Below are 24,110 nucleotides of genomic sequence, written 5' to 3'. Positions count from 1 at the left end.
TATATGTCCGGTGTAAAAGTTCTTATAATTTGGACACATTTGAGGCGATAAATGCTGTACCCCAATCACAGCAAGGGGTACGGCTTATTTGCAAATAATGTGGGGTCTTGGCAACTTTTGGTGATCTTGGTTGGGGGAAGGCAGAGGGCAGAGGGCAGAAGGCAGAAGTCAGAAAGATATAATTGAGATACTTCAAACTTCACTTCATCAAACATTTGAGGAATAAGCCTCAGCAAGCTCTATGTCGGTGCTAACTCACCTATTACCAGATTCAAGCAATCTGAGACTTGAAGATTGCCTTCTTGACGAGATAAAAACGAAGATTTGGTTGATTGTTTCCGCAATTAGAACAGTAGTTAATTGTCCAGTGTGTCATCAACCAACTCACAAAATTCATAGTCGCTATGAACGCTTATTAGCAGACTTACCCTGGGCTGATTACAGCATTACCTTACAGTTACGGGTAAGAAAGTTTTTTTGTATCAATACTTTGTGTAAACGGCGCATTTTTACAGAAAGATTGACCAATGTAACCGAACCTTGGGCGAGAAGAACTATACGTTTAGCTCAACGACTGAGTGCGATTGCTTTAGCTAATGGTGGTGCAGCAGGGGTAAGACTCTCACAGCAATTGGGCATAAAAGTTTCTGGCAACACACTGTTAAATTTAATCCGCTCAATCCCGCTACCACCAATCGTAACGCCACATACTCTTGGGGTAGATGACTTTTGTTTTCGTAAATGTAAAACTTACGGCACAGCACTAATTGACCTGGAACGCAGCCGACCAATCGCTCTACTAAAAGATGCAAAAGCTGAAACTTTGGCAGAATGGTTAAAAGCACACCCTGGTGTCAAAATCGTCTCACGAGATCGGTCAAAAACTTATGAAAGTGGTATTCGTCAAGGCGCGCCAGAAGCTATTCAAGTTGCAGACCGCTTTCACTTATTGCAGAATTTAGCTGAAACACTGAACCAAGTTTTCGCTACGCATCATCAAGCTCTCAAAGCTGTTGATGAAGCATACAGTCTTTCATCAGTAACTCAAACTGATGGTACTGTAGTTGTGCGAGTTCCAAGACCAAGCCGTGAACAACAGCCGCTACAATTAGCAGACCGAAACCATGCCAGACGACTTGCTATCCATCAGCAAGTGTGGAATTTACATCACCAAGGTTGGAGTGGAAAAGCTATAGCCCGTCAAATGGGAATTGGTGTGACAAGTGTATTCCGCTATCTAGGTAGTCCTACTTTGCCAGAACCAACCAGACGAAGAAGCCAAGGTCGAAGTATCTTAGTTCCGTACCATGAATATATCCTGAAACGCTGGAATGAAGGTTGTCATGAAGGCTTAATTTTGTTTAAGGAAATTCAACAGCAGGGTTACAAAGGCAGTTATGATACCGTAGCTCGTTACACACGACGTATCCGTACTGCCCAAGAAATCAAGCCAAGAAAACGGTATTCGGTTAAGTCTTTACCAAAAGTAACTCAACCCAAAAAACTTTGTCTCACTCCTCGTCGCGCAGTCTGGCTGGTGCTACGGAAACCGGAATCGCAACAGCCAGAAGATCAAGAATTGATTGCACTACTTAGAGCAAAACATCCAGATTTAGCAGAAGCCATCAAGTTAGCTCAAGGTTTCGCTCAAATTGTGCGCCAGCGACTGCCGAGACAACTTAAACGGTGGCTAAAGGTTGCAGACAGTAGTAATTTGACTGCTTTTCGTCGCTTTGCTAAACGATTGCGTGAAGACTACGACGCGGTGAAGGCAGGTGTAACTATGTCAGTTAGTAATGGCCCCGTTGAAGGGCATATTAATCGGCTAAAAATGTTAAAGCGACAGATGTATGGTCGCGCCAAAATAGATTTACTTGAGCGCCGATTCTTGTTAGCAACCTAAAGGATATAATTCTTGTACTTCAAACTTTTTCTTGACTTTAAACTTCAAACTTAGTTATGAGCTACAGAAATCAGTTTATCTGGCAAAGGGCAGTTCAACTTGCCATTAATTGCTATAAGTTTACGCGTCTATTTCCTCAATCAGAATTGTATGGCTTAACTAGCCAAATACGGCGTTCTTCTGTATCTGTAGCATCTAACATTGCTGAAGGCTATGGTAGACGCTCAAAGCCAGAATACATACAGTTTTTACATATTGCTTTAGGTTCTTTGAGAGAATTAGATACGCAATTAATTATTGCTAAAGAAGTAGATTTAGCAGAGAAAAATCTTTTCACTCCTTTATTAAATGAAGTTGAGGAAATGCAAAGTATATTAGTTGCTAGTTTAAACAAACTCAAAGTTTGAAATTATTACTTCTACTCTTGCGACTTCTGCCTTCTGCCCTCTGCCCTCTGCCTTCCCCCAACCAAGATCACCAAAAGTTGCCAAGACCCTTAATGTGGTTTCAAAATTGCCTTGTTTGCAGTTTGAAGCGTTTATGTTTGCAGTTCCTTACATTTATGAATTGAGCAATTATCCATGACAACATAGGCTCCTTTCCATAGTTTGGGAACTAACTTCTGGGAGATAAATGCCTCAAAGGTAAGTCCATCTGTAGCACCAATAAGACTGATTTGAGTAATTACACCTTGGAAACCAATTGCACCAATTAAGGAGACGTTTTTTCCTCGTTTGATAGGACGCTCGCCTCGCGCTCTTTTTCCTTTTGGGGCACGCGCGAACAATCGTACTAACGGGACTTAAGCAAAAAAAGAGAGCAAAAGAGGTTATAATGCAGATATAGCATAGGTTTCACGTTAAAATAAGCCTGATGAAAGAGACAACTCCCACAGCCATGCCCCCATGCTTTGAAAAATGGTGTCAAAGGTTTGATGATGTATTTAATCATCAAGCGCAAAAAAGGGAGTTCAGACATTATTTAGGGGGATTATTGGGGGAAAGTGAGAGAAAAAACCTGTTACAGATGGCAGGAAACGCCATAGGGGTGAATTACCATAGATTACACCACTTTTTAACAGATGCACCTTGGTCGGCTAAAAAGCTGAATGAAAGACGCTTGGAGGTAATGAACAAGTGTAGTCAAACTAGAATTAATCGGGGATTTAGCTTGATAATTGATGATTCAGGGCATAGGAAAAGTGGTAACTTGACTGAAGGAGTTGGAAGACAATATATTGGAGAAATCGGTAAGACTGATAATGGAATAGTAGTGGTAACAAGTCATTTATATGATGGCAGAAAAAGCCTACCATTAGATATAGAGTTATATCAGCACGCTGATTCATTACCACAGGGGAAACAAGACCCATTATTTGAGAAGAAAACCGAGATAGCAATTAAGTTAATAGACCAAACAAGAGAGCGAGGATATCAACCAGGAATAGTAATTGTAGATGCGGGATATGGTAACAATACATCATTCCTATTAGAACTAGAAAAGCGAAACTTAAAGTATTTAGGAGGAGTAGCCAAAAATCGGAAAGTCACAATTAGTAACCAAGGAAATTATCAACAAACAATCAGGCTAGATGAATTAGCACAGACGTTGCCCCAAGAAGCTTTTAGCGAAATTAAACTCAAATTAGATAAATCCCGAACAGTGTGGGTAGCAACAAGACTTGTAGAGATATCACGTCTAGAGGGACAGCGAAGTATAGCTATCGTGATGAATGCTGATACTTTCTCAAATGCCACTGATATCGACTATTTTATCACTAATGTTTCTACATCTGTTGTCACTCCAGAATGGATAGTCAACACCTATTCTCAACGAAATTGGGTGGAAGTTTTCTATCGAGAAGCCAAAGGCTTTCTCGGATTAAAAGAATATCAAGTCCGAGATAAAACTAGTCTCATACGACATTTTATCCTGGTTTTTTGTGCCTATACTTTTATTCTTTGGCATCAGCTGACTGGGGGTTTGAGACGTAGGTGGGCAACTAAACCTTTGAACACTTTTACTGATGCTTTAGAAGCGTTTAGAACAGCGATTTCTTTCCGTTTTTTTGAATGGCTAACCATTAATCGTGACGTATTTGCCTCTCATAAAGCCAGTTTCGGCTTTATTTGGGCTTAATTTTTGTTTAAGTCCCGATAGTTGGTTATGTTGTGAGATGCTGAATGTTCCTTTAGCAAAATTAAGACAGTTTTATTTATCTCTAGGCAGTTTTTCGGTTTTCGAGTTCAATCAAAATGGAGAATTTCAAAAAATTATTTCTTTAAATACTAAACAAGTAGTACTTTATTAAGTGATTTTAGTTTTCTGAGGTAAGGTAGTTTAAGCTTAAGAAAATCACATTAATTTTCGGTAATTTTACAGCAAATTCAGAGGTTTTAGCTTTTATACTTAATGTTTGAATAACCAAAAATTTTTTTATTGTAAAAAACAGATATATTTTTGAAAACCAAAACTACTATGTTAATCATAACAGATCTACTAGAAAATCTAGCTATTGATACACCTAAAGAAATAGTAGAGCTACTATACAAATGTGAAGTAAGCGAGTACATATCAGGTCGGTTAGGTGCTAATGTATATAGACTTTCACAACCTGATGGTTGCGGATTATTCCTCAAGCTTGCAACAGGAAATGCAGCACTGGAAATTGCTACAGAACAGAATATAATAAAAACGCTATACCAGCTATTCCCTGTTCCTAAATTAATACATTTTGCAGAAACGTCATCATATACGTTAATTATAACGGAGGAGCTAGAAGGCTATCCTGCTTATATTTTAAAAGAAAATGAGACAGGTGAAGAAGCAGTTTATGTAGTAGGAAAAGCCCTTAAAAAACTCCACAATATATCAAGTCTAGAAAAATTAAACCTTCCAAATGGTTTAGATGAAGAACTCAAGCAAATTGATATAGCACTTCAAAAAAGTTTAATCGATGTTGCACAGTTTCAAGAAAAAAATTCTGGCAGAACACCATCAGAAGTTTTTAATCAATTATGCCGTGAACAACAAACTCATCAAACTGGGTGCATAACACATGGAGACTACTGTTTACCTAATATCTTACGACAAGGGTTAAATCTTTCAGGAGTAATTGATTGGGGAAAAGCTGGAATGGGCGATTTTCATAGAGATTTCTCCTCAATAGAAGGTAGTATTATCAGAAATTTTGGAGATAAAATGGTTCAATTATTTTACGAAGCTTATGGAGTTTCCCCCTGCGATATAGAAAGAGATAAAATTCTTTTTTACAAAAAAATGGATCAATTTTGGTACTGTTTGAAAATGGCTCAGTAACGGTTCTCTAATAGCTATATGACGTAATAAATCGTTCAAGTGTTAGAGGATGTTTTAAAAGTAAAAACCAGTCAAAAATCATGCCAGTCGTCGAACCATAATACGAATCATGGCAATATAGATAAAAGTCTCCGAAGTTTGGGGTAGCCTTTCATAATCTTTGCTCAAGCGCCGACACCAATTAAGCCAGCCAAAAGTGCGCTCAACAACCCAACGTTTTGGTAAATGGACAAAACCCTTTTTCTCCAAAGGTCTAAGAACAATTTCGACAATCCACCGAAACATATCCATCACCCAGCGCATAAATTCTTCGCCTCGATATCCCCCATCCATCCAAATAGTATTCAACCGTTTTACCTGATGACCAGTATCGTGAACTCGTTGGAGAACTTTTTTCGCTCCTTCGCGTTCTGGAAGACTTGCAGATGTCACCAAAACGCGTAAAACTAGACCCAGTAAATCTACACTTAAATGGCGTTTACGCCCATGAATTTTTTTACCTGCGTCGTAACCAACATCAATAGATATCATCGTTGCTGTTTCTACTGATTGGCTATCAACTGCCGCTTCTGAGGGACTAGGTTCACGTCCTGCGTCTACCCGCACCCACTGGTAAAGTTGATCGTGAATCTTTAACCACGTACCATCTAGGCTCCATCTCCAAAAATAACCATAAACTGTTGACCATGCAGGAAAATCTCCTGGTAGACCTCGCCATGTACACCCTTCACACAGTACATAGAGAATTGCATTCACTACTGCAAATAAGGTTAATTTTCGGGGACGACCACCCGGCTTTGCTTCTGGCAACAGGTCTGCAATTAATTCCCACTGTTCCCAAGTCAAATTGCTACGGTATGCTTTAGTCATTCGCTCATAAGGTGCTGTTTTCTACAAATCTCAGCATAAGCCTTGTGAGCTTTCTTACAATACCCCCCCACTTTTAAAACATCCTCTAAATGGACAGCTTGATTATTTAATTTCTTTCAATAATAGGACAAATTGTTTTTTCAGGATTTTCAGGTATGGTTTCCCAACCAGAAACTAATCCTGATAATTCTTGTCTCAAAATAAGTAATTGCCGAATTTGTTCATCAATAGCTTTAATCTTATCTTCTAGTTTAATTTTTATATGCTCACAAGGTAATTCCCCTCCATCATGAACATTTAAAAATTCCTTAATCTCTGACAAGCTTAATCCTAAGCTTTGGGCACGTTTGATAAAGTGCAGTCGCTCCAAAACATCAGAGTTAAATAATCTAAATCCACCCTCGGTTCTCCCTAATGACCTGAGTAGACCAAGTTCTTCATAGTAGCGAATAGTTTTAATTGGTACACCGCTAGACTTAGCAACATTACCGATGAGTTTTGGCTCTTCTTGGACTAACATATTTAGCTGCTCTCATGTTAAATAAGTTTATTTACCTTATCTTAAACTCTCCAGCTAGCTGGAGAGTCAAGTGAGAACAGGATCATCTTGCTAATTATTTGCTTCTGGATTATGTGGCAGGTTTTACTTCCACGACACCACGATACATTTTCATACCGCAGGTGAACTCATATTCACCAGGATACTTAGGAGTAAATTCCACTGAAGTGGTTTGGTTAGGAGCAAGATCAACGGCTAAGTCAAAGTCCGGTATTAGCAATTTATCAAAACACTTGCTCAAATTGTGACGTTGGAAGTCCAATTTTACCGGTTGTCCCGCCTCTACAATTACTCGTTCCGGTATGTAACCATTTTCAACCGTAACAGTCGCTTCTTGAGTACCTTCTGGTGTTTTCACTGCTTTTATTGCTGACTCTGTAGGCACAGAAAGCTCTGGTTGAATATGGTGAGTAGCTTGAGAAGTAGTTACTGGGGTTGCTTTTGCAATCGAGTCAGGAGGTTGAACTTCTATCACTCCTCGGAACATATTCATACCGCAGTTGAAGGTATAAGTACCTGCTTTATCGGGCGTGAACTCAATGGATGTAACTTCATTTAGTGGTAGGTTTTTGGCGATATGGAAATCAGGTAGGCGTATTTCTTCAAGACAACTACTAGGGTCACGACGTAGGAAATTAAGGCGGACTCTTTGACCTGCATTGACTAGAATTCGACTAGGTTCATAGCCTCCATCTACAGTAATGCCAACTTCTTGAATACCATCATGGGCTTCGGCTTTTTGGGACTTTGGTTTACTTAGGAGAAACCACCAAATTTCTAGTCCGATTAACCCCAACCCGGCTGTTGTAACTGCACCTTTTACCCACAGTGGTTGCTCAATGCGACCGAATTGAGTTGTCTTTGATCGCTCGGTAGCCGGCATTTCATGATTCATCTGTGCATCTACTTGATCTAAGGCAACACTGAATGCCAATCCCAAGCCTGCTATACTGCTAACAATTACTTTACTCAACATTTGCTACTTCCTTATACTACTGCTTTAGCTTGAAATTTACGCAGACGTAGGGCATTCGTAACTACTGAAACTGAACTAAATGCCATTGCTGCACCTGCAATGATGGGGTTAAGTAACCAACCGAAGATAGGAAACAAAATACCGGCAGCGATGGGAATGCCAGCTACGTTGTAGATGAAGGCGAAGAATAGGTTTTGACGAATATTACGAATTGTGGCGCGGCTGAGTTGAATGGCTGTGACAATGCTTCGCAAGTCACCAGAGATGAGCGTAATGTCACTAGCAGCGATCGCAACATCTGTCCCAGTGCCAATTGCCATTCCTACATCGGCTTGGGCTAGTGCTGGTGCATCATTAATACCATCACCAACCATTGCTACAATCTTTCCTTCTAATTGTAGTTTCTGCACTGTAGCAGCTTTTTGGTCGGGGCGAACTTCAGCCAAGACGCGCTTGATACCAACTTCACGGGCAATGGTTTCTGCGGTGCGGCGATTATCTCCTGTAAGCATCACTACCTCTAAACCCAGTTTTTGCAAAGCACGAATTGCCTGTATTGAAGTAGGTTTGATGGCATCAGAAATCCCCATTAATCCCTGAATTTGTCCGTCAACCGCAATCCAAATCGCAGTTTTGCCCAGATATTCCAAACGCTCTTTATCGTGTTGTAAGGCTTGGGTATCAATGTCTAATTCTGACATCCAGCGTTGCGTTCCAATTTGCACAAGATGAGCAGAAACTATACCTTGTACACCACTGCCTGTAATTGCTTCAAACTCTCTGACATCTGCTAACGCCACTTCTTGAGATTGAGCGTATCTCACAACCGCTTCTGCCAATGGATGTTCAGAATTGCGTTCCACAGATGCCGTAAGTTGCACCAAGCTCATTTCGTTACCATTAGCAGTACCATTGACGGTGACAAAATCGGTGACTGTTGGTTTACCCTGAGTGATTGTTCCAGTTTTATCTAGCACGATTGTTTGAATTTTGTGCGCCACTTCCAAGCTTTCGGCACCTTTAATCAAAATGCCATTTTCCGCACCTTTACCCGTTCCTACCATTACAGATGTTGGTGTGGCTAAACCCAGCGCACAAGGACAGGCGATAATTAGTACCCCAACAGTGGTGATCAGCGCTAAAGTCACGTTACCTGTAAAATTAAACCAAATGATGAAAGTGAGTAGAGCGATCGCAATTACCGCAGGCACAAACCATCCAGTTACTTGGTCTGCTAATCTCTGAATTGGGGCTTTAGAACCCTGAGCTTGCTGTACTAATTGGACAATCTGCGCCAGCACTGTATCACTTCCGACTCGTGTCGCCCGAAACTTGAAACTCCCAGTTTTGTTAATAGTAGCTCCAATCACTTCATCGCCTGGTTGCTTTTTGACAGGCACGCTTTCCCCTGTTACCATCCCTTCATCAATTGTGGATGCTCCCTCAATTACTTCCCCGTCAACAGGAATTTTCTCGCCAGGACGAACCAATATCACATCTCCAATAATTACTTCTTCAATTGGGACATCTACTTCTCGTCCATTGCGAATCAAACGCGCTGTTTTAGCTTGTAACCCAATTAGCTTACGGATAGCTTCTGAGGTTTGTCCTTTAGCACGATTTTCAAATAATCTTCCTAGCAAAATCAGGGTAATGACGACAGCAGCAGTTTCATAATATACATCTGGTGTTAACCCTTGATTGATGAAAAAGCTGGGAAATAATGTGGGAAATAGCGAATAAAAATATGCTGCACTTGTACCCAAAGCAATTAGGGTATCCATTGTGGCAGCATGACGTTTTAAAGCTTTCCATCCATTAATGTAGAAGGAGTAACCACACCAAAACTGTACTGGGGTAGTGAGTATCAACTGTACCCAAGGATTATGTAACCATACTGGGATAAAGGGTAAGTGCAACCCTGTCATCATGGGCAGTGAACCTATAACTAACACAGTGCTAATGATGCCCCCTACCGTCACTTTTCGCATTAAATCACGAGATTCTCTTAAGCGATGTTTTTTCTCCGCATCATCTTCTCCCGCCATCAGGTTTTGTTCTTGGAGTGGGTAAGCAGAGTAACCTGCTGCATCTACTGCTTCTTGAATGGCTTCTAAATCAGTTCTTCTAGGGTCATATTTAACTGTTGCCTGTTCTGCTCCAAAATTCACAATACATTCATCGACACCGGTGACAGAATTAATCGCGTCTTCAATGCTGCTGGCACAAGAGGCACAACTCATGCCGCGCAGTTTGAGTGTGGTATTCTCCATCTGGCTGCTCCAGTTACTAAGTGGCGTTAACTAACAACTAACTAATTTCATCTTGAATGCTCCAGTGAACTGGAGAGTCAAGAGGCCAGCTGAAGAATTTTTTTAAGCGCATATAAGCTTTATTCTTAGTCTTGGCGAGGCAATTTTCTAGGTTTGATAAATAGCGTCAACAGTTGTTAAATTGTCTTGAGCGTCTGTTGTAGTTAGAGTAACAATTGGTACTCCCGCACTAGTAATAATGCGTTTTTGCTTATCTTGGAAAGTTTCAATCTGAGGTGGAGCACCTGTGAAATTCAGCCATCACGTCTCACTTTCTTGAAACGCCAACTCCAACGAAAACGGTAGACACCCAGGATTGGCAGCTGCCCACTCGTTGGCTTCTGCAATTAGAGTTTTGTTACCTGAATCGAGATATAATTGCATTTTGGCATTTTGCTCCAAACGTTCGCGTTCCTTGCCTCCGATTAAGCGTCGCGCAATTAGGCAGTACTCTCTAGCTAAACGCTTGGCGTGAGATGCTGCCTGGAGTCGCAACTTAGTCAGTTTCTTCAGTTCTGACAAAGCGAGAGTTTCAGCTAGATCGCCTGAAGGTGTACTTTGCTCGCTAATTTCGGCTTTTTGTAACGTTTCAGGCGGCACAATTGCAGATGTAGCCGCAGTCGGGGGAATAGTGACAGAATTGATTAATAAGTTTTTGTTATTGTAATTTTCAGAGGCGCTGGGGTTAGAAAGGTATTTAAAATCCTTATCTGAATTACTTTCATTAACGTTTTCAGCTAGTTGTATAATATTTGAAGAAACTAATGAATTATCAGAATTACTGACACCTGAAGTTAAAGACAAATCTTCTGGTTGTAATAAATTCAATTCTTCGGAATTAATGTTAATTTCCTCAAATTCATGTTGTACCTGTGGTACAAACAATTCTCTTTCAAACTCAGGAACTTCTTTAAAACCTCCTGCTGGCTGCTGCCCTGTAGGGGCATCAGCCAGCAGGAGGTAAGCAGGGGCAAAAAACCTTTATATAAGAACAATGACCGTAATTTTCCATTTGATAAGGGTTTTCAGCACTTTGTTTTGGAAATGAGTTTTGAAAACTATCAAATTGCCCGTCATTGCTTGATTGATAAGGGTTTGAGCTATTTTCTGCCCAAGGGTCTAAAATGTAGCGTGTGGGATGCCACAAATGTAAGTGCTTTTGTAGTGTCTCTTGTGAGATAGTTTTGTTAAAGCGGTGCTTATACTCAGCACGTATCGCTCTCGCCCGTTCAGTAGCACCCGCTGGTAAGCCACCATCCCACTCTATTGCTCTTACTACTATCTGGATGCGTCGTTGGGCTTGTTGACTGCGTTCCCAGTTCTGTTGCTGGCGACGGTCAAATGGGATTACGTTATCTTTGGGTTTATGGATGCTCCTGATATCTGCTATAGCTTCTGCAAATGTGTTGGTGAATGTACCCAACAGCCGTTCGGGATAACTAACGTAGGCGCTATACCATTTATTGCGAATTGTACATTCTACCCAATGCCGTACCCTAGCTTCGATTTCGTGTTGATGTCGGCAATATTGGCTATAGCCAGGGGCGTTAATTGCGGTGGAGAGGCAAAATTCGACTAATTCCTCACCCGTTAAGTCTAAAAAGACGATTCCGTAGCCTACAAAGATTTGTAGGAGGGTATTTGTTTGTCCAAGTCCAGTCCAACCAATCGCAATTATTTCTTCCCAGTTGGTACGCCATTGTGCAACGTCAGCAGACTCTTGCTTACGATATCTCTCCTGTGCAATTTGTTTTTTGGCCTTGTTTGCTACCCGTTTTAATTTGGTTAAATCTTGGCGGCTTGCTGCGCGATCGCAATAGTCGAGGAAGATAGAAACTGAGTCGCTAATTGGTTGTAGGTCATCATCAAGTAAAAATGACCCGCTACCCGGTTGCATGGGGCAACGGATGGCTTTGTAGTTGGTTATCTGTTTGGCACTATATGGTTTGGTGTTGGGGAAAATTTCTAGGTGTCCTTGGCGCAGAATAAAGCCTGCATTTCTCAAGGTAATCTCTAGGGCGCAAGCTAGGGCAAAGGTAGGCAGGGGGGATGCAAAGGTTAGGATCAGGTGATAGCCGCCACTAAAGCTCGACTGAAGGATAATGATATCGACTATGCCGATGTTCTCTAGCGCCGCTTTGATGCGATTTATAGATTCAATGTTATGGTAGTCCCCAAAAAAGTCTAAATCGATTGTGGCGTAACTGGTTGTGTCGTCAAAGCGCAGACCTACTAGTTTTGACTTGTCTTGGTGCAGCTTCCACAGTTGGGAGGGTTGCAGGTAATGGTCGATGGTGCGCCATGCTTGTTTTGCACCTTCTACTAAAGAAGGGGCAATTATCGCCCCAAATGGATGCCAAAAGCGCTCTACGTAGCGTTTACCCACAGATTCTGCGGGCAGGTGGGGTTTGATTTTCTTTTTTGAAGGCTGTGAAAGGCTTAATTGGGGCTTGTTATCAACATCTACCCCGAAATCTTCTTGGAACATGAGTGACTGTCCTGATAATTTTTGTGCATCAGGTAGTCTCGCTGTTGGTCAAAATGTGTTAGCCTAAATTTGAAATTTTTGTTTTATTAAGAAGCGGTTGGTTATCCGCTTGTTGGAGGCGACTGGTAATCGTCTCATGGTTGAAAGCAAACAAAGGTTTATACTTGTTTAGGCTTAGACATACGTAGGCTTAGACTAGCATTTAGTCCAACACGCTTCACCAACAACAATGCGACTACCCAACTTTTTTTTGGTAATTATTTAAATGAGGCAGTTCTAGCGAAGTTATTACTAAATCGACATTCTTAGTTTTGGGATAACAATGCAAAGCTAGTAACACCCACAAGCGTCACCCCACATTGGCTCTTGTTAGTACAACTGGTGAAGATGAAATTACTCATACTGCACCATCGAGTTTAAAAACAAAAAACAGTCAAATATCTTGATACGAGTTCAGCACCCAAAAAAGTGAACTCGTACTGTAATCAGTATTGAGATGCTAATCTAGTAAATAATGTTAAATTGTGGGATAAATTCTCTACTAAATTAGCAGCCCACAGCTACCTATGCAGCACAAATATTATCCTTTTTTCTATTTGTAGATACTTCCATTGCTTTCATTTGTGTCTTATAATCTTCCCAAGTTTTTTCAAATACGTCAGACTCATACATCCGCAATAAAACCTCCTCTTTCTCAGTTAAATTTGGGAGTTTTAACAACTCCGCCAAAGACACTTGAACTGGGAATACATCACTAAACTTTTGCATTAAGTGAAATATTCTTTTCCTCTGTTCCCCAGATGGTTCATCTTGCAACTCTGCATCAATTTGTCGCGGACGTAGATTCACAATTTCTAGGCTCATATTTACTAAATTCCTCAATCCAAACACAACAAACTCATTAGTTATACCAATAACCCGTCCTACAATTTCCAACTCGGGCCGCAGTCTCTTCTTGAATTGATATACTTGGTCAAGCTGGAAACGTCGAAACGGATTGCGATCGCCACTCCGTATCCAAGCAATACCATCGCCTATACTACCTATCTCATCTGCTTCCAGAAGGTCTATCACCTGGTAACAGATATCTTGATTGCAAACAAACTTGTATGCTGCATCAATACTCCGGTTAAATTCCATCTCCAGTGCAACAACTGCCTTAAATTTTTCCATTTCTCGTAATTGAGAAATCAACTCAAAAACTTTCTTACCCTTGTGATAACTGCCAACACTTATATTTAGATTCTCCGAGACCTCCTGAATCACTCGCTTACCCTTCCCTAATTGAGAGTTACTCTCAGTTAACGAATGATTCAAATTTGAATCATTCGATTGATTCAAACGACGAGCGCTTTCCCTCTGTCTTTCTTTCGCTTGGGGACGAAGTACGCTCTCCCAGTACTGCCCCTCGTGAAATTTCTGGTAATGAGTTTTCCCGCCTTCTCGGTGGAGATTAAAGTCAAGCACTAGTTTCAAATCTTCTTCAAACGAACCAGACTCGACAAATTCCACTTTCACAGTGGAAATCCCTAACTGGCGAGCTATCTGCAAGCGACACTTACCTGCCAATACCACATTCACACCAGTGCGTGCAGATACCTTCAAAGATTCAAGAATCCCTTTTTCCGAGATACTTTTTTCCAAAGCTGGACGTTCCTGATTCTCACCATATATTTCTATCAGCTTCGGATGAATAACCAACTCCGCAGGAGAAATATATACAATTGCCGGATTCTGCACCTCAAACATTATTGATACTCCGGATCACAAATTGTCATTCAAAAGATAAGTTCAATTTTGAAAAGTCTAAGTAGAAAGCAGACAAAGCTTAATCAGCAAAACTTGTAGCACTTTCATCCGTTGGAAAAAGTGACAAGTTTAAAAAATAATTAATTCTTGTAAATAGCAAAGGATTACCTACCAGAAAACCTCTCAAAGAGAATTTCCTCGCGCAGTAACTATTATTCCCAACCCATTGAAAACCAATACGACTGAAGAGATATTTAACACAGTGGCATTTGGAAAAAAGCATCTATCTTTAGATAGATTTGTAAAATTGGGTAAATTCATGATATGATGGCTCTAGATAATTTAATTGACAAAACAATGTTCCGTCCTGTTTTAGTAACAGGTGGGCTTGTTTTTTCCTCAAAGCCCTGTTGGTAGCAGGGCTTTGAGTGAATCTTTAGGAAAAATGAACTCTACAAAAAAAGTATATCAGGCTTCATTCGATTTGGCAAAATTGTAGGTAATAAGCGGGGTAAATACTAAAATGCCTCATATTCAAGTATTGAATCCTATTGAAAAGCAAGTATTAGAGGATATAGCAGCCAACGGCAGCGATGAAATGATCAAGAGAGCAAAGATCCTGCTAGAACTTAATCGTGGGGAAAATCAGAAAAATATAATAAAAAAACTTGGTATAGCGAAGCAAACAGTAACAAACTGGAAGAAAAAGTGGACATCTTGTACCATAACATCGGAAACCTTGGAAGATGCGATCGCAAAGGTAAATGATGTATTAGGTGTGAACGCAGGCAGACCTAAGAAGTGCAAGAGCGCAGAGGCGAGCAAAATTGTCGAAATCAGCGAATGGAGCAAGAACCGAAAACCCAGTCGTTCAAAGCACCATTACCATATGCAAGTTGCTGAAGAAGCTACTCGCAGGGGGTTGCCAGCACTATCGCCAAGAAGTATAGGTCGGATCTTGGAAGCGCAACCCTAATAGCATCAAGCTCAAATCAAGCTAACGGGCAATCCTATCTTTTCATTATGTCAGAATAACAACCAAGTCGCCGAAACTGTCAAGTTAAAAGGTTTGCCCAAATTGTCGCCAACAACAATTGGTTGCCTCCTATAAGCAAAAGGAGCAGTAAGAAAAATTGATAATTCCCTTAAACCATTCCAACCACTGGGATGGTTTAATTTTTGTATCTATCATAATTCATTAAAAAGACATTACGTAGTACAGTCAAGTGTTGGGTAACAAGTGAATAGCATTAATCTGAACTTCCCCAATTGACAAAGGTCAAATGTGATGCATAGCAAGGGTTTTAAGGATTTTGATTCAGGGTTTACTGGGTACAAATCAATGAAACACCAAGCAAATCTAAAGCCTTTTGTTGCAATGGAGTAGGTTCGGTAATCTTGTCAAAAATAAAATTGGCTCCTTTAACAGTAGATTCAATTTTATTTTTAGCAATAGTCCCTAAGTCAGCTAATAAAGTTTGAAAACTATGAACTGGTAAATCATCTAGGGTACGCTTTTTTCTAGCCTTGGCCTTAGCACTATCACTCTGACTAGCCTTGACGATAGATTCTTGTTTATTTATTGCTTGTTCCCAATCATCCTCATCAAATAAAATCGGAGCTAACCGAGAACGCATATGCCACTCGACATAGTAGGCTAACATACACAAAAATACATGGGCTTTAACTCGTTGAGTTGTGTAATGATAGATGGGTCTAACTTTTAAATCAACAGTTTTAAAACTACGGAAAGCCTGTTCGACTTGTGAAAGACTTTTATAAGCTTTGACCGTATCTTCGGCAGATAGAATTTGAGATTCTACAGATGTACGAATGATATATAAGCCATCTAAAGCCGCTGCTGATACAATTTTTTGTATATCTCTTTCAAACAAAAAGCTATCACCTTTAATATCAATTTTAAAATGTTTTCCAACTTGGTAACGGTTAAGAACTTGTCCAACCTTTAAAGCGATATTAGATTCTCCGCGTAAAGGACGTTTCTGTCTAGTCGTACTGGCAGCGATTTTGGACAATTCTTTTTCAGTTGCTTGTAATAATTCTTCTCTAGTTTTGGCTCTATCTGCCGCTAGAATCGGATTACGACAAGCAATTAACCTTTCCCCTGGATAGTCAGGGGACGATATTTCTGCAATATTTTTTTCGTCAAATAATGATAGCTGAATACAATCAAGTTCTATCATTGAACGGATTTGGCTTGAACGCAATGCACTAATCCAATCAACTTGATGCTCTTTTTTAAAAGATGATTTAATTCGAGTTGAAGAAATAATTCCTCTGTCTCCTACCCAAATTACTTGTTGAATACCAAATCTATCTCTAACTTTCTCTATCTGTTGTGTAAAGGTTGTTGGAGCACTAGTATTACCTTCAAATACTTCAACTGATATTGCTGAAGGGGAGACGAAATAAGCTACAATATAGATTCAATAAGCTTCATGGCTCTTAAACCTTGTTGATAATGCTTCCACTTATTACGATTAATTCTCATTAATTGTGTGACTAAATCAATACAGCTATCCTTGAAATGTACCCATGTTTGACCATATAAGCCGATATAAAAACTACTGTGTCTCCGTTGAGAACGACTCCTTTCTTTAATCCGAGCTATATATTTTTGGATTCCTTTGCGTTTAATAAGTTGACCATTAATTGTTGCAGAGGTGTAAGCGATCGCTATCAACAAAACTAGAGAAATAAAACGTTCACCTTGAACATTAGTGTTTTCTAAGTTATAGCCACCTGTTTTGAAATCTCTAAACATTTCTTCAATATCAAATCGCTTTTTGTAAGCAGCAATTGCTGACTCTAGGGTGTCAAAATTTGTTAAAATAAACCATGCTTCTTTGGGTGCTACTCCGTTAATTTTACGTTGCCACTTACCAGCCACATTAAAACTGATAAAACCCTGAGTCTTTGTTACCTTAACTCCCTTGATAAAAAAAGATACTCCAGGAGTTAATCCTAAACTGCTTAACTCCATAAACATATCTTGTTTAATTTCTACAAATTCATTCTTTTTCAATCGCAAACAAAAATATACATCCTTGCTCTGAAGGTACTTTGCTAGTTTTACCGAGCAAAATTCTCTATCCCCCAACACACAGATTTTATAATCTTTCAATATTGCTATAACTGGCGATAATATTTTCTGCTGTTCCGTGAGATTACTACTACCTAATTTGGGCAGCAAACTAAAATATATTGGTATGGCTCTTTTATCCCAAATCACGCTGACCATTAATAAGTTTATCCGACTCCAATTAGTCCTATCAATTGCTATATAAATAATTTTTTCATTCTGGAAGTAGTTTGCTATTAGTTCTTGAATAATTGGCAACCAAACTTTTTCAATTGTGAGATTTGGTAATGATAAAAATCTTTGTATTCTTTTTCTTCTGCTTTCAAATTTAATTCCCAAAGGTAGCGCATTCGCTAATTTTTCTAAAGTTACTTCTTTGATTGACTGCAACAGATGTATCAAAATTTTTAGCAACAGATATTCTGCTAAACTCAATTGACTTTTTAAGTGCTTTTGGTACAATATAGCTAACATTATCATTAAGTAGGTCTTATTGACAAAACTAGACCTACCTTTTTCTATCACAAAACGCTACCCATCTTATACACCAAGCTTTTTAGGCTGTTTCGTCTCCCCTCCAGCTGATATTGGGCAACCTTCTTTGTTACAAAGTAATCCAAATACTATTTGTAATTTCCCTTTTTTCCCATCGCGATTATAACCGTATTTGGCTATTGGGCAAGCTTTCCCCTCGAAATAGCTACTGGAAACATCATAGAGAACTAATGTTCCTTCTTCTAAATGTAATGCTGCTAAATTATTTTCAATTGTTCCTTGCTTCTCTAATAGCCAATCCCTTGCTAAATATAATTCATCTTCATCCACACCTCCTAGACCTAACATTTCTCCTAAACTTGAGGAACAGGTTTCATTACTCATACCTCTGGATGTAGCTAATTTAGAACGTGGCTCAATAATCCGTGCCACAATCATCGCTGATACCAATCTTCGTTCCCTAGTATTTTCTTCATTAATTAGGTGATCTAAACCAGTATTCTTTAAGCTTCCTAACACTGCTGCTACATGGCCATGAGGACGGCTCCTAATTATTTTAAACGCTTCAGGTAAACTCTCAATTGCTGTCCCACTCTTTAACAGTAACTGTAAACCATCTATCGCATGATCTGGTAATTTTGAGAGGTTAGCTAGGGTACGTTTACGTACTTTATCTCCTTCACGATAGGACTCGCGAAGCAACACCGCAGGAGGAGAGTTTCTGTTGGGAATTCTTTCTATATACATGGCTACAATTATCCCATTTTTATCAAGACTGAAATCTAAAATAATTCTAAAATTACATGGGTACAAAAATCCGATTTTAAAAGCCTGTATCACTTTCAATACAGGCTTTTTATGGGTATTTAGTACATTTGCACGGGGGGAAGTTCAGTCTAATGGAAGATTTATCGCGCCAAAGTGATGTGGTTGGGCAAATCGAGAGAGAATAGGTTTGATATCGATAATTACCCTTTTCGCGCCCAATGCTATGTCTGATACTCCATATTCTCCCAGACGGGCATCCCCAAAAGCAAACGATGATACCGGATTTGATGATGCGGTAGAGTCATTAAAAAAATCTCTCTTAGCCCCAATTGAGCGGTATTTTGCCGCAACAGAGGATGAACAGGATGTCATTGCTTTGATGCTCGCCAATATTCGCGCACCCAGCACCCGGCGCGAATACCAGAAAGATTTGCGGAAATTTTTTGTGGCGATGACTGGTATTGAGCCAAATGTTGACAGCGTGTTGGAATTTCTGCACCTGACCGAGAAACGGGCGGTGGCGGTGGTGCTGAAATATAAGGCCAAGCTACTGGCTATTGGGTTGAAGGAAGCAACGGTCAACCGTCGCCTCAGCAGCATTAAATCGTTGGTGAAGTTTGCCCGCAAGTTAGGTGTGTGCAGCTACACGCTAGAAGATGTAGAGTTGGAAAAGGTAAAAGCGTATCGAGATACTACCGGGGTGGATGCTCAAAGCATCAACAGTGTAATCCAGCTAATTGAGCGCTCAACTGTTCACGGCCAAAGAGATTATGCGCTATTGCGGCTGTTGTGGGAAAATTTACTGCGACGCAATGAGGTGAGTCAATTAAATATAGATGATTGGGAACAAGCAATAAATAAACAAGAATCTATCGTCAAGGCTAGTCAGAGTGATAGTGCTAAGGCCAAGGCTAGAAAAAAGCGTACCCTAGATGATTTACCAGTTCATAGTTTTCAAACTTTATTAGCTGACTTAGGGACTATTGCTAAAAATAAAATTGAATCTACTGTTAAAGGAGCCAATTTTATTTTTGACAAGATTACCGAACCTACTCCATTGCAACAAAAGGCTTTAGATTTGCTTGGTGTTTCATTGATTTGTACCCAGTAAACCCTGAATCAAAATCCTTAAAACCCTTGCTATGCATCACATTTGACCTTTGTCAATTGGGGAAGTTCAGATTAATATTATTGAAAGCGTAATAAATATTCTTTTGTACTTAGGAGATAGTTAGGCGATCGCTTGCCAAGACCTTGATCCAGTTAACGGTGTTTACCATGCGGACACTGGCGTTACCACATATACCCTTTGGGGAGAAATTGCTTATCAAATTAATGGTGTAGCAGGTTATAGCTTGCTTAAAGGTTCTGACGAACAGCGAGTCAGTCCAGGCACAGTGGTTTTAGAAAGGATAATCCAAGGGCAACCCACAGTCCATTGGTGTCAACTTAAGAAGATAAAGCCCAAAGAAAGTTGAGTGTAAGCGTCAAGCTCTCGATGGCGCTTACGCCTGGTTTTGACTAATCCAAACAGCTTTTGATGTTCCACAAGATAAGGAACAGCGTCACTGGCATCACCACGTAGAACAGCTTGGGAGAAATGGTATAAACTACGAAAAACCATCTCTGTAGAAATTCGGTCTAAAGGTTGATTCAATGCGAGCGCTACATCAATACATAATTGATTGAGAACAGCATAAAACATCCAAGTGGCAAAAATTTGAATTTGGACACCATTACTATCACCCACCCAGATATAAGCCAGACCCAAAAGCCGTTTGGTGAGCAAAAATGCATCTTCAACGCGCCAACGTCTTCGATATAATTCACAGACTTGCTGTGAAGATAACATTTGGGTGTCAAGTACATTTGTCAGATAGTAATACCAAGTTCTACCCCACAACACAGAAACTAAACGGACTTTTTGATGGCAAGGATTCGAGCGGTATTCGCCCATAGAGATAATTTCATCACGATAGAATTGACTACTACTCAAACAACGAACTACATTGTAGGCAGTCTTTTCTCTTAGTCGTGTAATAAAAAATTTATTTGCTGTGGTGAACGCATCGAACCAAGGAAATTTAAAAAACCCTAAATCAAAAATCAGCAATCCACCAATGGGTAAGCGTTCAAGTAATTGTTGACACCAGATTTTATCATTGACTTTGCTATTTTCTGTATACCAAGTTGTGACGGGGTGATGAGTAAATGCTTCGACCACCATCATAATTTTACCCGCCAGAGTTTTGTCTTGTTCTTTGAGTGCTTTTAGCTTCCTCCGCAGTGCTTCCAGCGTTGACCCGTCAGCAATCCAGATTGCTGTAAAACTTTGATATACTGGCTGCCAATTCACTGGGACTGCCTGATTTTGTGGCTGCACATTAATTCTTTCTATTACTTGCTGGAAAATTTGTGCAAATAATTCGATTGGTAGTGTTCTCAATCGTTTTGAAACTGCTTGGGCACTCACTTCAATTCGACCTACCCATAACAATCCTTCTTCGCATAAAACCCTTTGCACTTCTCTTAATCCCGGAATCTGACGATATACTAAACTCACAACGATCGCCATCATCATCGGCAGAGTTAATATTCTGTCCCGGAATTTTTTCTTTTCTTCGTTTTCATACAATCTCAAGGGTTTAAAGCTCGCAGGAGATAGCAATGAAAATATTTCTTTCTCAATTTCCTCTATTGGCGGCGCTGGTACATGCTTTTGCTGCCGCAAATCTGGGTTTCCTGTTCGCGCTGGACGTTTTCTACTCATGATGTATCACTAAGAACATCAATTCCGATGTTCTTAGATTACATCTTATGGTTCCTTTTTGCTTAAGTTGACACCAATGGGCAGAAGCACGAGCGATCTGATATTCGCTCATCAACTTGATGGCTTCTGATTCCTGGACACTTTGGCTGGCGAGAAGATTCTCGGTAGACTTCTCAATTTGCCCTGCTTTGACACTGAAATTGTGATATCCCAAGACTAAACGAAATAGATTTACTGACCATTTTTTTTGTAAATGGTGATGCTCTAGATTTTCAAGCCGAAGACTAAGATAATGAAGAAAACTGAAGGAGTGGGCTATGAGTGTAATACCACCCCTTCAATAAACCAAACCTAAGACCTATACCGAGTTGCGTTCAATCTCTACAATTGAATGCAATTTAGTATTAGTCTTCCTTACGAACACCTTTAAAAGGTTCTCCGTTTTGCTTCACGTCCATAAACCGTCCGGTTTCAGCATCACGCTTTACCCATTGTTCGGTTACTCTGTTGTAAGTTTGGCTGCGGTTATCCACAGCACCACGGCGATAGCCCTTGCCTGTATTCTTGGCCATATCTTTATCACCTCCTTAAGACTGATGTAAAACTGCTTTGACATTTTATATTATAATTAGAGAAAATAGTGTCAACAACTTTGACACGTCTAGCGATTACAGGAAAGAATCAGCTATGAAAGAGATCATTGCTGCGAACCTGATCCGCTACCGTAAAAGTCTAGGCTTGTCTCAAGAGCAACTTGCAGAACAAGCCGGGGTAACTCGCCAGAGCATCAATAACTACGAGAACGCCAAAACTTTACCAGACAGCAAAATCCTCTCTGCTCTGGCGAGTGCTTTGGGCATTACACTCGATGACTTGCTACGCTCACCTGGTGTTGGGCTACCCAACTTCCGGTTCCGCGCTCATGTAACATTCGACACGGCAGTTGCTACAACGCGGGAAACCCGCGCAACGCACTGCCTCAAAAATGCCCAGTTTGCAGCCCAAGTGCTACGAATGCTGCAAACTTATAACGCCCTAGAACAAGCAGTTGGCTTACCAACCTACACCCCAGAAAGTACACCTTGCCATCAAGTAGAAGGCAATGAAAAGCACATTCAGACAATAGCTGCTTTGTTTCGTCATCGCCTTGGCTTGGGAGATGCTCCCATTGCCAATCTGTTTCAGTCTGTAGAAGAAATCGGCTTAAAAGTTTTACGCTCCTCCGTTCCCATTAAAGGTTTCTTTGGTCTGAGTGCTTGTAGTGATATTGAAGGTGCTTTTGTTTTGGTAAATACCCATAACATCACCATTGAACGTCAATTATTTACCCTTGCACATGAAATTGGACACCTAATCTTTCACCGTGTAGAGTACCAAGATACCCTGATTGAAGAAGGAACCTCATATGAAGAAAAAGCACGAGAAAAAGTAGCTGATTACTTTGCTAGTCATCTACTGGTTCCCCAAGCTGAATTTGAGCGGATGTACACACTTACCCAAGATATTGTCAAACTTAAACGGCATTTTCGGGTGAGCTACCTAGTCATCTTGAATCGTTTAGCAGAAATGAAAATCATTGATTTTGCTAAAGAGAAAGTCAAAATATGTGCTATTTATAAAAAGCAACATGATGGTGCATCTTTGCAAAACTCAATGGAATTACCACCAGCACTGCCTGCGGATGATTATCCAGAAAATGAACGTTATGAATTTCTAATTTGGCAGTCCTTAAAATTGGGCAAGATTTCAGAGATGAAAGCAGCAGAACTTCTCAACTTAACTGTTGAAAAACTGCGGGTGCGTCGTCAAGAAAATGAGGTTTATGCAGTCGCTTAACGGAACAATTCTTGACGCAACAGCACTCATTGATTTTCGCTGGCTGAACGAGTGGGGGTGGCTACAACAGCACTACAGTCCGTTGTACATTGCCCAGGAACTTCTAGACTCAGATCAACTCGAACCCCCAACTCGCCAAGCTGCTAACCAATACTTAACACCTCTGACTCTTTCCACACAAGAGATGTTTGCCAGTTTTCTAGAATTTAGCATCAGAGCGCCCCTTTTAAGTATCGCGGATCGATCTACAATTGCCATTGCCCGTCATCAATTGCTGATTTGTGCTAGTGATGATGGGCTAGTTGTTGAAACCTGCAAGGCATATGGTGTTACCTACACCAGAACACTGCGATTATTGACTGAGATGGTAGAGACAGGACACAAAACAGTGATAGAGGTGACGGCAATGGCTGATTCATTAATCAACGAGCGGGGTAAACACATTTCTCCCAAAGTTTTGACAGATTGGACAACAAGTTTACAGAAGTATGGCACGAGCTAAAAAATAAAATGTGATTAAACTAAGTGCTTTAGATGTTATCATCGTCTTCTTTTGGTCAAGATGCTAGGAGGAATGCCATATAGCAATTCGCCATTCTCGACGACATATTTTAAGGGAATTTTTGGGTTGTTAATGTCCTTCTGTCCATCGGTGTGCCACTTGGTTTCCCAAAGAGTATAAAACGGTTCTAAGTTTGCTGGTTTGAGACGATAAATTGCTTGTATTTCAATATTTTTATAAATGGCAAAAATCCAATCAACCTGGCGATATTTGTTAATGATAATAGGGTTCATGTGGTGGTGGGTTGAGAACCCTTTTGTGAGTTCAATATTGATTGATTTTAATTCGTATTCATTTCTATCTAGATCGATAGCATCGTTCCCCTCTCGCCCCCAGGGCTGTTTCATTCCCTAAAACAGGTAAAATTGCAAGTGTTGAGGGGAAAAAATCATGGGTGCAAA

General features: G+C 40.2%; 18 protein-coding genes and 5 pseudogenes. 9 read left to right on the top strand and 14 right to left on the bottom strand.

The genetic code is table 11. The features are described from left to right. Window positions 1-241 precede the first annotated feature (241 nt). Both MIC7126_RS0122405 and MIC7126_RS0122400 read left to right on the top strand, forming a co-directional pair. A complete protein-coding gene (locus tag MIC7126_RS0122405; RefSeq protein WP_017655392.1) occupies window positions 242-1,903 on the top strand; it encodes an ISL3 family transposase in 1,662 nt (553 codons plus the stop codon). A 56-nt stretch (window positions 1,904-1,959) separates the two neighbouring features. Further along, the gene (locus MIC7126_RS0122400; protein ID WP_017655391.1) at window positions 1,960-2,310 is read left to right on the top strand and encodes a four helix bundle protein; all 351 of its coding nucleotides are present in this window, start codon (window positions 1,960-1,962) and stop codon (window positions 2,308-2,310) included. A 131-nt stretch (window positions 2,311-2,441) separates the two neighbouring features. Here the strand turns inward: MIC7126_RS0122400 and MIC7126_RS29665 are convergent, their stop codons facing one another. After that, window positions 2,442-2,690, bottom strand: coding sequence for a transposase (locus MIC7126_RS29665; protein WP_238553672.1), 249 nt, complete (start codon window positions 2,688-2,690; stop codon window positions 2,442-2,444). Between the two features lie 86 nt (window positions 2,691-2,776). Between MIC7126_RS29665 and MIC7126_RS0122395 the strand changes: the two genes are divergently transcribed. Together MIC7126_RS0122395 and MIC7126_RS0122385 are read left to right on the top strand one after the other, a co-directional pair. Continuing rightward, a complete protein-coding gene (locus tag MIC7126_RS0122395) occupies window positions 2,777-4,042 on the top strand; it encodes an IS701 family transposase (RefSeq protein WP_017651096.1) in 1,266 nt (421 codons plus the stop codon). A gap of 321 nt (window positions 4,043-4,363) precedes the next feature. Next, window positions 4,364-5,221 (top strand): phosphotransferase, encoded by an 858-nt coding sequence (locus MIC7126_RS0122385; protein WP_154655951.1) that lies wholly within the window; start codon window positions 4,364-4,366, stop codon window positions 5,219-5,221. Window positions 5,222-5,299: 78 nt separating this feature from the next. On the opposite strand, the gene MIC7126_RS0122380 is transcribed toward MIC7126_RS0122385, so the two are convergent. From MIC7126_RS0122380 to MIC7126_RS0122355, 7 genes are all read right to left on the bottom strand, one after another. After that, window positions 5,300-6,091 carry an IS5 family transposase gene (locus tag MIC7126_RS0122380; protein WP_017655364.1) on the bottom strand — a complete coding sequence of 264 codons (792 nt, stop codon included), beginning with the start codon at window positions 6,089-6,091 and terminating at the stop codon, window positions 5,300-5,302. 106 nt (window positions 6,092-6,197) lie between these two features. Continuing rightward, a complete protein-coding gene (locus MIC7126_RS0122375; RefSeq protein ID WP_017655388.1) occupies window positions 6,198-6,611 on the bottom strand; it encodes a heavy metal-responsive transcriptional regulator in 414 nt (137 codons plus the stop codon). A 109-nt stretch (window positions 6,612-6,720) separates the two neighbouring features. Continuing rightward, window positions 6,721-7,626 (bottom strand): cupredoxin domain-containing protein, encoded by a 906-nt coding sequence (locus MIC7126_RS0122370; RefSeq protein WP_017655387.1) that lies wholly within the window; start codon window positions 7,624-7,626, stop codon window positions 6,721-6,723. Window positions 7,627-7,637: 11 nt separating this feature from the next. Further along, entirely contained in the window at window positions 7,638-9,899 is a 2,262-nt protein-coding gene (locus MIC7126_RS0122365; protein ID WP_017655386.1) for a heavy metal translocating P-type ATPase, read from the bottom strand. A gap of 300 nt (window positions 9,900-10,199) precedes the next feature. After that, window positions 10,200-10,823: a hypothetical protein gene (locus MIC7126_RS32080; RefSeq protein WP_238553671.1), complete on the bottom strand. Its 624-nt coding sequence runs from the start codon at window positions 10,821-10,823 to the stop codon at window positions 10,200-10,202. 61 nt (window positions 10,824-10,884) lie between these two features. Then, window positions 10,885-12,426 (bottom strand): hypothetical protein, encoded by a 1,542-nt coding sequence (locus MIC7126_RS28125; RefSeq protein WP_238553670.1) that lies wholly within the window; start codon window positions 12,424-12,426, stop codon window positions 10,885-10,887. Window positions 12,427-12,990: 564 nt separating this feature from the next. After that, window positions 12,991-14,175 (bottom strand): ParB N-terminal domain-containing protein, encoded by a 1,185-nt coding sequence (locus MIC7126_RS0122355; protein ID WP_017655385.1) that lies wholly within the window; start codon window positions 14,173-14,175, stop codon window positions 12,991-12,993. Between the two features lie 523 nt (window positions 14,176-14,698). Between MIC7126_RS0122355 and MIC7126_RS0122350 the strand changes: the two genes are divergently transcribed. Beyond that, window positions 14,699-15,151: a helix-turn-helix domain-containing protein gene (locus MIC7126_RS0122350; RefSeq protein ID WP_017655384.1), complete on the top strand. Its 453-nt coding sequence runs from the start codon at window positions 14,699-14,701 to the stop codon at window positions 15,149-15,151. Between the two features lie 349 nt (window positions 15,152-15,500). Here the strand turns inward: MIC7126_RS0122350 and MIC7126_RS28120 are convergent. The 3 genes and pseudogenes from MIC7126_RS28120 to MIC7126_RS28115 form a co-directional block, all read right to left on the bottom strand. Then, window positions 15,501-16,586, bottom strand: a pseudogene (locus tag MIC7126_RS28120) (IS1634 family transposase); the annotation flags it as partial. A 23-nt stretch (window positions 16,587-16,609) separates the two neighbouring features. Then, entirely contained in the window at window positions 16,610-17,752 is a 1,143-nt protein-coding gene (locus MIC7126_RS0122340; RefSeq protein WP_017652111.1) for an IS4 family transposase, read from the bottom strand. Window positions 17,753-17,833: 81 nt separating this feature from the next. After that, window positions 17,834-18,520: pseudogene (locus MIC7126_RS28115) on the bottom strand (IS1634 family transposase); the annotation flags it as partial. A 244-nt stretch (window positions 18,521-18,764) separates the two neighbouring features. Between MIC7126_RS28115 and MIC7126_RS32475 the strand changes: the two are divergent. Then, window positions 18,765-19,106, top strand: a pseudogene (locus MIC7126_RS32475) (tyrosine-type recombinase/integrase); the annotation flags it as partial. A 270-nt stretch (window positions 19,107-19,376) separates the two neighbouring features. After that, window positions 19,377-19,652: pseudogene (locus MIC7126_RS32470) on the top strand (IS1634 family transposase); the annotation flags it as partial. Window positions 19,653-19,990: 338 nt separating this feature from the next. Here MIC7126_RS32470 and MIC7126_RS28105 read toward each other — a convergent pair. Then, window positions 19,991-21,311 (bottom strand): annotated as a pseudogene (locus tag MIC7126_RS28105) (IS4 family transposase). A gap of 404 nt (window positions 21,312-21,715) precedes the next feature. After that, a complete protein-coding gene (locus MIC7126_RS31400) occupies window positions 21,716-21,883 on the bottom strand; it encodes a hypothetical protein (protein ID WP_017655381.1) in 168 nt (55 codons plus the stop codon). Between the two features lie 115 nt (window positions 21,884-21,998). Between MIC7126_RS31400 and MIC7126_RS0122315 the strand changes: the two genes are divergently transcribed. Together MIC7126_RS0122315 and MIC7126_RS0122310 are read left to right on the top strand one after the other, a co-directional pair. Further along, on the top strand, window positions 21,999-23,147 hold the full coding sequence (locus MIC7126_RS0122315; protein ID WP_017655380.1) for an XRE family transcriptional regulator: 1,149 nt from the start codon (window positions 21,999-22,001) through the stop codon (window positions 23,145-23,147). After that, entirely contained in the window at window positions 23,134-23,649 is a 516-nt protein-coding gene (locus MIC7126_RS0122310) for a PIN domain-containing protein (RefSeq protein ID WP_017655379.1), read from the top strand. The genes MIC7126_RS0122315 and MIC7126_RS0122310 overlap by 14 nt, the downstream gene beginning before the upstream one ends. Before the next feature lie 38 nt (window positions 23,650-23,687). Here the strand turns inward: MIC7126_RS0122310 and MIC7126_RS28100 are convergent, their stop codons facing one another. After that, on the bottom strand, window positions 23,688-24,056 hold the full coding sequence (locus MIC7126_RS28100) for a PDDEXK family nuclease (RefSeq protein WP_017655378.1): 369 nt from the start codon (window positions 24,054-24,056) through the stop codon (window positions 23,688-23,690). Window positions 24,057-24,110: the final 54 nt, after the last annotated feature.

Origin of the sequence: Fortiea contorta PCC 7126, from assembly GCF_000332295.1 — a bacterium.
Classification (GTDB): domain Bacteria; phylum Cyanobacteriota; class Cyanobacteriia; order Cyanobacteriales; family Nostocaceae; genus Fortiea; species Fortiea contorta.
This window is presented reverse-complemented; position numbering and strand designations above follow the sequence as displayed.

What these genes read in the sequence shown, in the direction of transcription:
- MIC7126_RS0122400 (WP_017655391.1), top strand. Translation starts at nt 1,960, where the DNA reads ATGAGCTACAGAAATCAGTTTATCTGGCAAAGGGCAGTTCAACTTGCC.
- MIC7126_RS31400 (WP_017655381.1), bottom strand. Translation starts at nt 21,883, where the DNA reads ATGGCCAAGAATACAGGCAAGGGCTATCGCCGTGGTGCTGTGGATAAC.
- MIC7126_RS0122355 (WP_017655385.1), bottom strand. Translation starts at nt 14,175, where the DNA reads ATGTTTGAGGTGCAGAATCCGGCAATTGTATATATTTCTCCTGCGGAG.
- MIC7126_RS0122350 (WP_017655384.1), top strand. Translation starts at nt 14,699, where the DNA reads ATGCCTCATATTCAAGTATTGAATCCTATTGAAAAGCAAGTATTAGAG.
- MIC7126_RS28100 (WP_017655378.1), bottom strand. Translation starts at nt 24,056, where the DNA reads ATGAAACAGCCCTGGGGGCGAGAGGGGAACGATGCTATCGATCTAGAT.
- MIC7126_RS0122375 (WP_017655388.1), bottom strand. Translation starts at nt 6,611, where the DNA reads ATGTTAGTCCAAGAAGAGCCAAAACTCATCGGTAATGTTGCTAAGTCT.
- MIC7126_RS0122365 (WP_017655386.1), bottom strand. Translation starts at nt 9,899, where the DNA reads ATGGAGAATACCACACTCAAACTGCGCGGCATGAGTTGTGCCTCTTGT.
- MIC7126_RS0122340 (WP_017652111.1), bottom strand. Translation starts at nt 17,752, where the DNA reads ATGTTAGCTATATTGTACCAAAAGCACTTAAAAAGTCAATTGAGTTTA.
- MIC7126_RS0122310 (WP_017655379.1), top strand. Translation starts at nt 23,134, where the DNA reads ATGCAGTCGCTTAACGGAACAATTCTTGACGCAACAGCACTCATTGAT.
- MIC7126_RS0122395 (WP_017651096.1), top strand. Translation starts at nt 2,777, where the DNA reads ATGAAAGAGACAACTCCCACAGCCATGCCCCCATGCTTTGAAAAATGG.
- MIC7126_RS0122370 (WP_017655387.1), bottom strand. Translation starts at nt 7,626, where the DNA reads ATGTTGAGTAAAGTAATTGTTAGCAGTATAGCAGGCTTGGGATTGGCA.
- MIC7126_RS0122380 (WP_017655364.1), bottom strand. Translation starts at nt 6,091, where the DNA reads ATGACTAAAGCATACCGTAGCAATTTGACTTGGGAACAGTGGGAATTA.
- MIC7126_RS0122405 (WP_017655392.1), top strand. Translation starts at nt 242, where the DNA reads ATGTCGGTGCTAACTCACCTATTACCAGATTCAAGCAATCTGAGACTT.
- MIC7126_RS28125 (WP_238553670.1), bottom strand. Translation starts at nt 12,426, where the DNA reads ATGTTCCAAGAAGATTTCGGGGTAGATGTTGATAACAAGCCCCAATTA.
- MIC7126_RS0122315 (WP_017655380.1), top strand. Translation starts at nt 21,999, where the DNA reads ATGAAAGAGATCATTGCTGCGAACCTGATCCGCTACCGTAAAAGTCTA.